This window comes from Bradyrhizobium vignae (genome assembly GCF_004114425.1).
Classification (GTDB): Bacteria; Pseudomonadota; Alphaproteobacteria; order Rhizobiales; family Xanthobacteraceae; genus Bradyrhizobium; species Bradyrhizobium vignae.
In genome coordinates this window covers 1-12,743 of record NZ_RDQF01000009.1, presented here as the reverse complement: position 1 = coordinate 12,743, position 12,743 = coordinate 1, and the positions used below count along the sequence as shown (strand labels likewise).

Below are 12,743 nucleotides of genomic sequence, written 5' to 3'. Positions count from 1 at the left end.
GCTACCGCACCGAATAACGGATCGGCAAGCGTTTCACGCCGCCGAGAAACGACGTTTCGGTCCACGCCGGGGCGCCCGCGAGTTCGACCCGCTCGATCCTGCCGAGGAATTCGCGGAAGAAGGCGACGATCTCGGCTTTGGCGAGATGCCGTCCGATGCAGGCGTGAATGCCGAAGCCGTAGCCGAGATGCCGGTTGGGCGACCGATCGGGAATGAACTGGAAGGGCCGACCGAAGGCTTCCTCATCCCGATTGCCCGAGGGATAGCTGAGGAGGATGCTGTCCCCGGCCCTGATCGTCTTGCCGCGAATCTCGTAGTCGGCCGTGGCGGTGCGGAAGAAGTGTTTGACCGGAGATACCCAACGCACCATCTCCTCCGCGGCGTCAGATAGCAACTCGGGCTCGCGCTGCAGGCGGGCCATAGCCTCGGGGTTCTCGATCAGGGCAAGCAGACCGCCGGCGATCGTCGCGCTCGTCGTATCGTGTCCCGCGCTCGCGAGTGCGACATAATACGAATAGGCCTCGAAATCCTCAATCGGCCGGCCGTCGATCTCGGACGTTGCGATCACCGTCGCCACGTCGTCCTGCGGGTTTTTCCGTCTCTCCCGCGCGACGTCCTTGAAATAGTCGACATAGGCGATCGTGGCGTCGATCAGGTCGGAGCCCTTCTGCATCTCGGGATCGCCGCCGCCGAAATAGGCCTGGGTGATCTTGAGCAGGCGGCCCTCGTCGCTGCGCGGCAGGCCGAGGATGGTCATCAGGACCCGCAACGGATAATAGATCGCGATATCATTGTAGAAATCGCACTGGTTGCCCATCGCCACGAGACGATCGACGCTCTCCTTCGCCAGCGCCGCCATGCGCTCGGACAATGTCCGGATGTGCCGGGGCTGAAACCAGGCGTGGGTGAGCTTCTGATACTTGCCGTGATCGGGATTATCCATCTGCGGCAAAGCCCGGACCAGCATGGGCTTGCCGCTCATCGCCTCTCTCACCTTGCTTTCGAAGTCGATGCTGAGAAGCTTGGTTCGCGGCGCGTTGATGAAGCGATCGGCCTGGCGCTCGATCTCGATGATGTCGGCGTATTTTGTGATGGTCCAGAACGGACGATACCCTTGAGGTTGCGTCCAATGGACCGGATCTTCCCGCCGCAGTTCGCCGAAGAGCCGGTGCTGCAGACCGACATTGCCATAGGTTCTGTGATCGGCGATTGCATTATCCGTTGCGATGTCGAGCATCGTTCCTCCTCCCTGCTTGTTTTATGTCTTGTTAGGCGCTCCCAATCCCCGCCATGGTCAGAACGGGCTTGACCACGCGGCCACTGTCGAGGGCGTCAACGGCCTCGTTGATCCCCGCGAGTGGATAGGTCTTGACGAATTTGTCGAGCGGCAATCGGCCTTCGCGGAAGAAGCCGATCATGCGCGGAATGAACAGCTTGGGATTTGCATCCCCCTCAACCACGCCGCGGATGGAGATTCCCCGCCCGACCACCACACTGGCTTCGGCTGCATACATCGTTCCCCGGGGCGGGGCCGCGACCTGCGCGCTGACACCTCGCGCGCGCAGGCAATTGACCGAGCTTGCCACCGCCGCCGGTACGCCCGTCGTGTCGAGTGAAAAATGCGCACCGCCCTGCGTGAGCTCGACGATCTCCGCCGCGGGATTCTCCGCGCGGCCGGACACCGCATGGGTAGCGCCCAGCTCGCGCGCGACGCGCAGCCGCTCCGGCACGACATCCACGGCGATGATGGTCGAGCAACCGACGATCCGCGCAGCGATGATGGCGGACAGACCGACGGCGCCGACGCCGAACACGGCAATCGAGGTCCCGGCCTGCGGCCGCAGCACGTTCATGATCGATCCCATGCCGGTCTGGATGCCGCATCCGAGCGGCGCAAGAAGATCCAGCGGCAGATCGGCATCGACCTTGACGATGTTCCTGGTGGTGGCGATTGCGTGCGTCGCGAAGGCGGATTGCGCGAAGAAATGACCGCCCAGTTCGCTCCCGCCACGCGACAGCGCCGAGCCGCCAGACCTGTTTCCGAACAAGTTGATGGCACGAAAATGGTCGCAATAGCCGAGCGCGCCGTCGCAACAATTCGGGCACTCGCCGCAGGAGCCATAGCTCATGAGCACATGGTCGCCGGGCCGGAACGACGTCACGCCGAGGCCGACCTGCTCGATCACGCCCGCGCCTTCATGGCCCAGAACCTTCGGCATCTGCACCGGAATGTGCCCATACTTGACCGCGAGATCTGTGTGACAGATGCCGCACGCGTGCACCCGGACAAGGACTTCGCCGCCGCGTGGGGCCGAGAGTTCGCAAGGGACGATCTCGAAAGGATCGCGCGGCCCATTTGCTATCGCAGCGATGATCTTCATGGATGCTGCCCTCCGGCGTGCTGATGTGAACTAGCCTTTCGACCGGGTGCTGGCGCTTCCAAACACTCCGGCGTCAGCGAGGCCGGCGATGGCCTCGCCCGACAGGCCGAGGACCCGGGACAGCAATTCGTCCCGGTGCGCCCCGACCGCGGGAATCTCCCGCCGCATGGCGGTCGATCCGCTCGACATCTTCCAGGGCGTATTGACGCCCAGGAATTCCCCAGCGCTATCGGCGATCGTCGCGAATGCACCGCGCTGCAAGAGATGCGGGTCGGTCAAGGCGGCTCCCGGATCGCGATATTCGGCACTGGGAACGCCGGCCTTGTCGAGGGCGGCCATGCACTCGCGCACCGTATGCTGCTCGGACCATTTCTCGACGACCTGCATCATCGCGCTCCAGTTGGCCGCGCGGCCCGGTACCGTCTTGAAGCGCGGATCGTTCGCGAGATCACCCTGCCCCGTCACCTCGCACAGCGCAGCGAAATTTCGAGGCGTGATCGGCGCAACCAGGATGTCGCCGTCGGAAGCCCGCACCGGACCATAGGCGGCGCGCGGCGCTTGCGGGGCGAACTGCGCTTCCTGCAATTCGTAGACGAGCAGGTTGAGCATGCAATCCATCAGGGCCACGTCGATCCTTTGGCCCGTCCCCGTTCGCGCGCGCTGGACCATGGCGGTCTGGATCGCCGAATAGCCAAAGATCCCGCCGAGCACATCCGCAACGAAAACGGCCCCCGCCGCCGGCCGGTCGCGATCGCCCGCATACCGCATCAACGAGCGGTCGAAGCCGCTCTCGGCGTGAACGATCATGGCGTAGGCAGCGCGCTCGGCGGCCGGTCCCGTTTGCCCGTAGCCCGAGATCGAGCAGTAGATCAGGCGCGGATTGATCGCGCGCAGCGCCTCGTAGCCAAGGCCAAGCCGGTCCATCACGCCCGGCCGGAAATTCTCGACCAGGATATCGGTCTCCTTGACCAACCGGCGGACCAGTTCGATCGCCTCGGGATTTTTCAGGTCAAGCGCAAGGCTGCGCTTGCCGGCATTGAGCTGGCCGAAATAGGCACTCTGGCCGCCCCGCAACGGGGCCCGCAGACGCATGTCATCACCCTCGGGCGGCTCGATCTTGATGACCTCCGCGCCGGCATCGGCAAGCAGCCTCGCGCAATAGGGACCGGCCAGCATGATCGAGAAGTCGAGCACGCGGACGCCCTCCAGCGGCAGATTCGTGATCTCCTGCACCTGCATGCTCACTCCTATCTGGGTAGCCCAAGCGCCCGTTGTGCGATGAGGCTGCGCTGGATCTCGTTGGTGCCGATGCTGATCACCCACATCAGCGAATGACGCAGGTTCTGCTCGAAACGGCCGTTGTCGATCGCGCCAGGCATCTGCTCCGACAGCGCCGCCCTCGCGCCGAGGATGTCGAGGGCTGCCTCGCCGAAGCGCTCCATCAGCTCCCCCGAGAACACCTTGCTGATCGCGCCGTACTCCGGCGGGGTTACCCCGTCCGCGGCAAGCTCAGCGCAATGCATCATCAATTGACGCCCGATCTCGATCTCTGCAGCCAACGTCGCCATCCTGTCGCGCACGATGGGATCGTCGCTGAGCGCCATTCCCGCAGCGTCCCTCTCCATGACATGCCCGCGCAGTTGCTCGAAGGCGTGAGCGACCTTCAGGACGATGCCGCCGCCGACCAGCCCGCGCTCGAAAGCGAGCGCGCCGGTCAGGACCTTCCAGCCCCCATTGACCTCGCCAACGAGGTTTTCCAGGGGAATGCGAACGTTGTCGTAGAAGATGTCGGCGAAGGAGCCGTCATACATCGTGGTTGCCGGCCGGACCGTGATCCCCTCGGCGTCCATGGGCACGATGAACATGCTGACGCCGGCGTGCGGCGGCCTGGCGTCCTTGTCGGTGCGCGCGGCCAGGAACATGTATTTGCCCCACCAGGTCGTGGTCCAGATCTTCTGGCCGTTGATGACCCAGTGATCGCCATCGCGCACCGCGCTGGTGCGCAGCGCCGCAAGATCCGAGCCCGCCTGCGGTTCGCTGTAGCCCATCCCGTGCATGGCCTCGCCGCGCAGGATCTCGGGCAAATAGCGTTGCTGCTGCTCGGGCGTTCCGAACATCATCAGGGCATTGGCCTGGATCGCGGCGCCGATGCGTGGCGCTTCGCCCCGCTCCATCGTTTCCACGAACGCGATCTGCTCGAGCGGCGAACGGGCTTGGCCGCCGAATTCCCGGGCCCAGCCAAGACCGATCCAGCCGGTCTCGCCGATATCGCGCGCGAAGTCGGCATCGAACTCGCGCTTGGCGAACGGCTTGCGATCGAACTTGGCCTTCCGGTCTCCCGACCAATGCCGCTCCAGCCAATCTTTCACCTGCTCGCGCAGCGAATTGCCGGCCGGGCCAAGATCATATTCAGGCAGGCCCGAACTGCCCGGCTCCAGCAACGCGCATGCCAGCCATTTTTTCGCCGGAGCCGCCCCGCCCAGCATGATGGTGTCGAGATGCACCCGCTTGAAATGCAGCGGTGCCTCGTGCTCATCGGCATAACCGATCGCGCCGAATGCGTGATGCGTCTCGAGCGAGACGCGTCGCAACGCATCGCTCGCAAAAGCGACAGCCGCATGGGCGAAGTAGCGCCATTCGCGATCGTCGCGATCGTGAAGTCTGGCCGCATGATCAATGATCAGCCGCACCCCTTCCAGGGCGATGAAGCCATTGGCAAGCTTGTGCTGGATGGCCTGGAAGCGGCCGATCGGCTGACCGAATTGATGCCGTTCCTTGGCATAGTCCGTGGCGAGCTCGAACCCTCGCTGGGCGGCACCGTGCGCTCGCGCCATCAGCGCCAGCTTTCCCCTCAGCAAGAGATCGTCGATAATGCCCGCCTCGATCGCGATGAGGCTGATCGGCGCCGAACTGAGACGCACCTCGCAAGTCCCCCAGGCACCCATGGCCCGCGTCGGGACAATTGCGACGCCGGCGGCATCCAGCGCCACGAGGCCCAGGAGCGCGGGGTCGATGGCAACCAGGAGATGCGTGCAGCTATCCGCGGCTTCCACGAGCCGGAGCACCCCGTCTGCTCTGCCCTCCCGAACCCGGAGAGCGCCGGCGCCCGCATCGGGATCGAGCGCTCCAAACGCGAAGGCGAGCCGAGCCGTCCCGTTATGCAGCTTCTCAAGACAATCAGCGGCGAGTTCCGACCTTGCCGTCGAAAGCGCGAAATTGGCCAGCGCAGCCGACCACATCGGCGCAGAACACACCGCGCGCCCGAGCTCGGCGAGCACGACAGCGATCTCGCGCAAGCCCCCTTCCTCGGCAGCGGAGCCGAGACCGGCAACGCCCTGGCCAACCAGCTTGGCCCACATCGCCGCAACTTCCTGCGGCTTGGAGCCAAGCCTGAGGCAATCGGCATCCCACTGCTCGCCGAGAAACCCGCGCAGGGAGTCCCGGAGCATCTGCCTGACCTCGTCGGTCGGAAGCTCGGTGGCGTCCATGGGCCGACTAGCCTTGGCCAAACCGGGGCTTGCGCTTCTCCTTGAACGATGTCGTCGCTTCCTTGTGGTCGGCGGTCTCGAATGTCACCTGCTCGAGCGCCATGGAGGCTTCGAGCAACATGTTCACGCGATCCTTGACGATCTGGTTGATCGACAGCTTGGTCCATCGGATGGCCCAGGTCGGACCGTTCGCCAGCTCGATCGCGATTTCCCGGGCCTTGGCCAGCACTTCGGCCCGCGGCGCGACGTGATTGACGAGGCCGATCCGCTCGGCCTCCTTTCCCTTCAGCAGGGTGCCGCGAATGAGGAATTCCTTGGCCTTGTTGATGCCAACGAGCAACGGCCAGATCACGGTGCCACCGTCTCCGGCCACGAGCCCGACCCGCGACACGTGGGTGTCGCCGATGCGCGCATCCTCCGCCATGACCGTGATGTCACAGAGCAGCGCGTGGGTCGCGGCAAGGCCGATGGCATCGCCGTTGATGGCGGCGATGATCGGCTTGTCAAGCTCGAGCTGACGCGTCACGCCGCGGCGGCTGATCATGGGGTCGTGGACCTCACCCTCCTCCAGCACGTCGCCGCCCGGCCGCTCCGACATCGCCTTGACGTCGCCGCCGACGCTGAAGAATTCTCCCGCCCCGGTCAGCACCACGACGTTGACAGCATGGTCGTCGGCAAGATCGTCCCAGATCGTGCGGAGTTCCCGGATCAGCTTTTGATTTATGGCATTGCGGGCCTGCGGCCGATTCAAGGTCACCGTCGCGACCTTGTCGGCGACATCCACGGTCAAGCATTCATATTTGGCGTATCGGGACACATCTTCCTCCATTCGTTTTTGTTTTCGCATCCGGCCTGCTGGCCGGATGAACGCGCGTCATTTCATGCCGGGCTTCATCTCCGCCAACGCGATTTGGAGCGACATGGCGCCTGGATCCTGCTCCAGCATCTTTTGAACCGCACCCAGGTGACCCCGCATCAACCGAGCCGCAGCCGCGGCATTCCGCTCGCGCAGCGCTGCCAGGAATTGCTTGCGACGCTCAACCAGGCGCGCCATCGCGACCCCGCTCGATGCGACCTTGGCATAGACAAACCGCATGTGGATCTCGGTGACGGCATCGGTGATCATGGCAATCACCTTGTTGCCGCAGGCGATAGCGAGCAATTTGTAGAACTCTCGCGCGCATTCGACCCTCTCCAGCAACCGGCCCTCGCGGGTAAAGAGCTCCGTTCGCTCAACATTCGCCTGCAATGCTTCGAAATCTGACTGCCGGGCGTTCGCGCAAGCCAGCCGCACCACGAGATCGAGAACCTGGACTCGCGCTTCCGAGAGTTCGCGGATCGAGATGGTGCCTAGGCTCAGCATGTCGCGCATGACCACGTTCATGCGGCTGGTATCACCCTGCTGGACGAAGGCGCCGCCCTTGACACCCTTCTGCAGCCGCAGCACGCCGGCCATTTCCAGGCTACGAAGCGCCTCTCTCAGGACGTTGCGGCTCACGCCGAGCTGCTGGGCAAGATCGCGCTCGGGCGGAAGCTTGTCGCCCGGCTTGAGAACTCCGAGTGCGAGCTGCTCGCGAATCCGGTCGCAAATTTCCTCGAAGGCGCGCCGCGTATGGATCGGCCGGAATGCCACGGGGGCCGGCGATCCCGCTGTACGGTGATCGGAGGCACGCTCGCGACGTTTCGACGACGCCATGCGCGTGCCAGCGGATGAATGGGGGCTTGACTTGGTTGCCATGCGGTGAATTATTAAATGGATCACCCATTCAATGGAAGCCCCTTTCTGGGCCTCCCAAAGAAAAATATCGGAGACGTTCATGAGCTTCACCGAGGAGCAGATCGCATTCCGCGACAGCATCCGGAAGATGGCGACCAAGCACGTGGCACCGATCGCCGCCGAGATCGACGAGACCGATCGCTTTCCCCTCGAACTCGTGAAGCTGTTCGGCGAAATGGGATTGATGCAGCTCTGGGTCCCCGAACAATATGGCGGCCCGAACGGCAATTTGACCATGGCGTGCATCGCCCGCGAGGAGATCTCGCGATTTTCTCCCGCCTGCGCGTCGATCGCCGCACTGAACACGATGTTCATCATGCCGCTGCTGCACTTCGGCTCCGAGGAGCAACGCAAGAAATACCTGCCGATCATCGCGAAGGGCGGCATCGTCACGGCGATCGCGATCTCGGAGCCGCAGGCGGGCTCTGACGTCACCGCGATCAACACCCGCGCCAAGAAGGAAGGCGATTGCTACGTCCTCAACGGCCGCAAGCAATGGTGCAGCTACGGCGTGGTGGCGGACTATATCGTCGTGATGGCCCGCACGAGCGACAGCCCGGGCGCGGACGGAATCAGCGCCTTCATCGTCGAGCCCAAGAACATGCCGGGAATCACATTCGGCCGGCACGAGCGCAAGATGGGCTTCCGCGGCGCACCGAACACGCCGATCTTCTTCGACAGCGTGCGGGTCCCCTTGGACAACCTCGTCGGTGAGGAAGGCAAGGGTTTTCGCGCCTCGATGCGCGCCCTCGACCTCAACCGCCCGACGATCGGCGCGCAGTCCGTTGGATTGGCCCAGGGGGCGCTCGATGCCTGCCTCGCCTATGCGAAGGAGCGCAAGCAGTTCAAGAAATCGATCTCGGAATTTCAGGGCGTGCAGTTCATGCTTGCCGACATGGCCATGCAGATCGAGGCGGCGCGCGCCTTGGTCTATGAATGCGCGCGCGCGGGCGATGCCGGCGACTGGAAGCGGCTGAACGTCCTTGCCAGCATGGCCAAATGCGTCGGCAGCGACTTGGCCATGAAGGTGACAACCGACGCCGTGCAAATATTCGGCGGCTACGGCTACACCATGGACTATCCGGTCGAGCGCATGATGCGCGACGCCAAGTTGACGCAGATCTTCGAGGGCACCAACCAGATCCAGAGAATGGTCATCGCCCGGGAACTTCTTCGATAAAAATCTGAAAAACAAACCAAGCGGGAGGATCTAACTTGAACAGCCATATCGGGCGCGCCCTGGGCGTGATCGCCGCATCAGCGATGCTGGTGTCGACCCAGTTGCACGCGGAAAAAGCCTACGGGCCGGGTGTCAGCGATACCGAGATCAAGCTCGGGCAATCAACTCCGCTGAGCGGTCCGGCGTCGGCATTCGGCGCCGGAGCAGGACGCGCCGTCGTCGCCTATTTCGAGATGCTCAATGAGCAAGGCGGAATCAACGGACGCAAGATCAACTTCACGCAGCTTGACAACGCCTACAGCGCCCCCAAAGCGGTCGAGCAGTCGCGCAAGCTCGTCGAGGACGTCGGCGTGCTCGCCGAAGTCGGCACCATCGGCACGGCACCGAATGTCGCCATCCAGAAATACCTGAACTCCAAGCAGGTCCCGCAGTTATTCATCACCGCCGGCGGACGTCGGTTCAACGATCCCAAGAACTTCCGCTGGACCGTGCCGCTTTATCCCGATTTCGAGACCGAGGGGCGCGTCATCGGCAAGTACCTGCTGAAGACCAGGCCGCAAGCCAAGATCGGCGTCCTCTACCAGAACGACGACTACGGAAAAGACTATCTGAAAGGCCTTCGTGCCGGCCTCGGCGACAAGGCAGCGCAAATCGTGCTGGAGGCGTCCTACGAACTCGCCGACCCCACGATCGATTCACAGATTGTCCAACTCAAGTCCGCCGGCATCGACACGCTGGTCGAGCAGTCGTCCTCAAAGGCAGCGGCGCAGTCGATTCGCAAGGTCCATGAACTGAACTGGAGCCCGTTGCACATCATCGGGGGATCGACCGCCTCCGTCGAGACGATCCTGAAGCCAGCGGGCCTGGACGCCTCCAAGGGCCTCGTGACCACTCAGTTCCTCAAGCAGCCCGGCGACCCGGCCTGGGCCAATGACGACGAGGTCAGGGCCTACAAGGCTTTCCTGAAAAAGTACGCCGCGTCAGTCAATCCGGACGATTATTCGGTCCTCGTCGCCTATATGAACGTCCATGCCGTCGAACTCGTGCTGAAAAAGTGCGGCGACGACCTCACGCGGGAAAACCTGATCCGTCAGGCGACGTCACTGCACGGCGAACGCCTGCCGATGATGCTGCCGGGCATCTCGATCAGTACCAAGCCCGACGACTACGGAGCATTCGAGACCCTCCGGATCGCGGTATTCGACGGCGAAAGCTGGAGCATCACCGGCGATCCCATGTCGGCTGAATGAGCGGTTCGCCGGGTCGAAGCGGACGGTGCGCTTTGTGCCAAAACTTGACTGTGCTCGAGACTGGAGCCCCCGCCCTTCTGTACGCTGAAGGGCGCTGTAGTATTCCGTCAGCATAGTCGTTGTGGATTGCAGACCTCGAGCGCGATAGGTCGAAGCACTACTTCGATCAGCGTCCCCGATACGAAGGAATCGACAACCTTCTCCAGACTACGCCAGACCGCGCAATGGCAGCCGGCCGCGCTACTCCCACTCGATCGTCCCGGGCGGCTTGCTCGTCACGTCATACACCACCCGGTTCACGCCCTTCACCTCGTTGATGATGCGCGTGGCGGTCTCGCCTAAGAACTTCATGTCGAACTGGTAGAAGTCCGCGGTCATGCCGTCGGTTGAGGTGACGGCGCGCAGGCCAACCACATAATCATAGGTGCGGCCGTCGCCCATGACGCCCACCGTCTTCACCGGGAGCAGCACGGCAAAGGCCTGCCAGATCTCGTCGTAGAGGCCTGCTTTCCGGATCTGGTCGATGTAGACGGCGTCCGCCTTGCGCAGGATGTCGAGCTTGTCGCGGGTGATCTCGCCGGGGCAGCGGATGGCAAGGCCCGGGCCCGGGAACGGGTGGCGGCCGACGAAGATTTCGGGAAGGCCCAGCTCGCGCCCGAGCTTGCGGACCTCGTCCTTGAACAGCTCGCGGAGGGGCTCGACGAGCTTCATGTTCATGCGCTCGGGAAGGCCGCCGACATTGTGGTGCGACTTGATGGTCACCGAGGGGCCGCCGGTGAAGGAGACGCTCTCGATCACGTCAGGATAAAGCGTGCCTTGCGCCAGGAAGTCGGCGCCGCCGATCTTCTTGGCCTCAGCCTCGAACACCTCGATGAAGAGGCGGCCGATGGTCTTGCGCTTCACTTCGGGGTCGGTGACGCCTTCGAGCTCGCCGAGGAATTGCTTGGAGGCATCCACGTGCACGAGCGGGATGTTGTAGTGGTGGCGGAACAGGTCGACCACCTGCTCGGCCTCGTTGAGGCGCATCAGGCCGTGATCGACGAACACGCAGGTGAGCTGGTCGCCGATGGCCTCGTGGATCAGCACAGCCGCGACGGCTGAATCGACGCCGCCGGAGAGGCCGCAGATCACCCTGCCCTTGCCGACCTGCGCGCGGATCTTCGCGATCTCCTCCTCGCGGAAGGCGCGCATGGTCCAGTCGCCGGTGAGGCCGGCGATCTTGCGCACGAAGTTGCGGATGAGCTTCGCGCCATCGGGCGTGTGCACCACTTCTGGGTGGAACATCAGGCCATAGTACTTGCGCTTCTCGTCCTGGATGATCGCGAACGGCGCGTTCGGCGAGGTGCCGGCGACGGAGAAGCCGGGCGGCATCTTGGTGATGCGGTCGCCATGGCTCATCCAGACCTGGTTCTTGCTGCCCGACGACCAGACGTCCGCGAACAGCTGGCTCTCGGCCTTCACCTCGACATCGGCGCGGCCGAACTCGCGGTGATGGCCGCCCTCGACCTCACCGCCGAGCTGGGCCGCCATGGTCATCTGGCCGTAACAGATGCCCATCACCGGCACGCCGGAATCGAAGATCAATTGCGGGGCGCGGGGCGAGCCGGCTTCATGCACCGACTCGGGGCCGCCCGAGAGGATCACCCCTTTCGGCTTCATCTCCTTGAAGGCCTCTTCGGCCTTGTTGAACGGGACGATCTCGCAATAGACGCCGTCCTCGCGCACGCGACGCGCGATCAGCTGCGTCACCTGGCTGCCGAAGTCGACGATGAGAATCTTGTCGTGCGCCGAGGCCACCGAGGGCGTCGACGCGGAGCGGTCGTTCTGTGCTGCTGTCATGGCCAGCAAATACGCTGGCCGCGCGCGGGCCGCAACCGCGGTCGCCGTGCGCCCACATGCTTCTTTGGGCATGGACAAACGAATATAGGTAAGCAATATTGACCTATTATGCCCACTCGCAAACAGGGGCGGTCAGGGAGAATGCCATGACACAACATCATCAGCCATCAACGCTTGCTGCGCTCGGCCGGACCTGGGTCGAGGCCTGGAATGCGCGCGATCTCGAGCGCGTGCTCACGCTCTATGACGAGGCGGCCGTGATGACCTCGGACCGCATTCCGGCGCTTGGGTTCGATGCCAGCGGCACGGTGCGCGGCAAGGATGCGCTTCGCGCCTATTGGGGCAAGGCGCTGCCCCTGCTGCCCAACCTGCATTTCTCGCTGATCGATCTGTTCGTCAGCCCGGACAGCCTCGTGGTGTTCTACGAGAACGAGCGGGGCAAGAAGATCTGCGAATATCTGCGGGTGAACGAGGCGGGGCTGATCGTGCAGGGCTCGGCGAACCATTTGGCGCATTGACGCTGGCGCGCGGGCCATCGCAGCAGCGCGCTTGGCGTGTGCGGACGATGCCGGCCCACCCAACGCTGTCATTCCCCGCGAAAGCGGGGAATCCAGTACGCCGCGGCTTCTCGATAGGCTACCGACGTCTCGGAGTACTGGATCGCCCGGTCAAGTGTTCAGCCCGGGGACATGACCGACGGGTGTTCGGGGACATAGCCGACACATTCTCCGCTCGCCAAGTCGATGATAGCGACTTGGTGGGCGGCAAAGAAGATCCCGTATTGCGCATCGTTTGCCGAGGGGCGGATGGCGAGGCGCTCGCCACGGA

The 12,743-nt window shown here is 63.7% G+C and carries 10 protein-coding genes and 1 pseudogene; 3 read left to right on the top strand and 8 right to left on the bottom strand.

The window, feature by feature from the left end:
* Position 1: 1 nt before the first annotated feature.
* Genes EAV90_RS10000 through EAV90_RS09975 form a run of 6 tightly spaced genes read right to left on the bottom strand, consistent with a single transcriptional unit; the run spans position 2 to position 7,688 of the window.
* On the bottom strand, positions 2 to 1,237 hold the full coding sequence (locus EAV90_RS10000) for a cytochrome P450 (protein ID WP_129143252.1): 1,236 nt from the start codon (positions 1,235 to 1,237) through the stop codon (positions 2 to 4).
* A 31-nt stretch (positions 1,238 to 1,268) separates the two neighbouring features.
* A complete protein-coding gene (locus EAV90_RS09995; RefSeq protein ID WP_129143251.1) occupies positions 1,269 to 2,381 on the bottom strand; it encodes an NAD(P)-dependent alcohol dehydrogenase in 1,113 nt (370 codons plus the stop codon).
* 30 nt (positions 2,382 to 2,411) lie between these two features.
* A complete protein-coding gene (locus EAV90_RS09990; RefSeq protein ID WP_129143250.1) occupies positions 2,412 to 3,620 on the bottom strand; it encodes a CaiB/BaiF CoA transferase family protein in 1,209 nt (402 codons plus the stop codon).
* An 8-nt stretch (positions 3,621 to 3,628) separates the two neighbouring features.
* Positions 3,629 to 5,869 carry an acyl-CoA dehydrogenase family protein gene (locus EAV90_RS09985; RefSeq protein WP_129143249.1) on the bottom strand — a complete coding sequence of 747 codons (2,241 nt, stop codon included), beginning with the start codon at positions 5,867 to 5,869 and terminating at the stop codon, positions 3,629 to 3,631.
* Positions 5,870 to 5,876: 7 nt separating this feature from the next.
* The gene (locus EAV90_RS09980) at positions 5,877 to 6,686 is read right to left on the bottom strand and encodes an enoyl-CoA hydratase/isomerase family protein (protein WP_245509488.1); all 810 of its coding nucleotides are present in this window, start codon (positions 6,684 to 6,686) and stop codon (positions 5,877 to 5,879) included.
* Between the two features lie 57 nt (positions 6,687 to 6,743).
* On the bottom strand, positions 6,744 to 7,688 hold the full coding sequence (locus tag EAV90_RS09975) for a FadR/GntR family transcriptional regulator (RefSeq protein WP_164936852.1): 945 nt from the start codon (positions 7,686 to 7,688) through the stop codon (positions 6,744 to 6,746).
* Between EAV90_RS09975 and EAV90_RS09970 the strand changes: the two genes are divergently transcribed.
* Together EAV90_RS09970 and EAV90_RS09965 are read left to right on the top strand one after the other, a co-directional pair.
* Complete coding sequence (locus EAV90_RS09970; RefSeq protein ID WP_129143246.1) at positions 7,687 to 8,826, top strand: acyl-CoA dehydrogenase family protein; 1,140 nt, start codon at positions 7,687 to 7,689, stop codon at positions 8,824 to 8,826. The genes EAV90_RS09975 and EAV90_RS09970 overlap by 2 nt on opposite strands.
* 83 nt (positions 8,827 to 8,909) lie before the next feature.
* Positions 8,910 to 10,076, top strand: a complete 1,167-nt coding sequence (locus EAV90_RS09965; RefSeq protein ID WP_430644724.1) for an ABC transporter substrate-binding protein — start codon at positions 8,910 to 8,912, stop codon at positions 10,074 to 10,076.
* Between the two features lie 240 nt (positions 10,077 to 10,316).
* On the opposite strand, the gene guaA is transcribed toward EAV90_RS09965, so the two are convergent.
* The gene (guaA, locus tag EAV90_RS09960; protein ID WP_129143245.1) at positions 10,317 to 11,915 is read right to left on the bottom strand and encodes a glutamine-hydrolyzing GMP synthase; all 1,599 of its coding nucleotides are present in this window, start codon (positions 11,913 to 11,915) and stop codon (positions 10,317 to 10,319) included.
* 146 nt (positions 11,916 to 12,061) lie between these two features.
* On the opposite strand from guaA, the gene EAV90_RS09955 reads away from it, so the two are divergent.
* Positions 12,062 to 12,433, top strand: coding sequence for a nuclear transport factor 2 family protein (locus EAV90_RS09955; RefSeq protein ID WP_129143244.1), 372 nt, complete (start codon positions 12,062 to 12,064; stop codon positions 12,431 to 12,433).
* Positions 12,434 to 12,591: 158 nt separating this feature from the next.
* On the opposite strand, the pseudogene EAV90_RS09950 reads toward EAV90_RS09955, so the two are convergent.
* A pseudogene (locus EAV90_RS09950) lies at positions 12,592 to 12,743 on the bottom strand (IS481 family transposase); the annotation flags it as partial.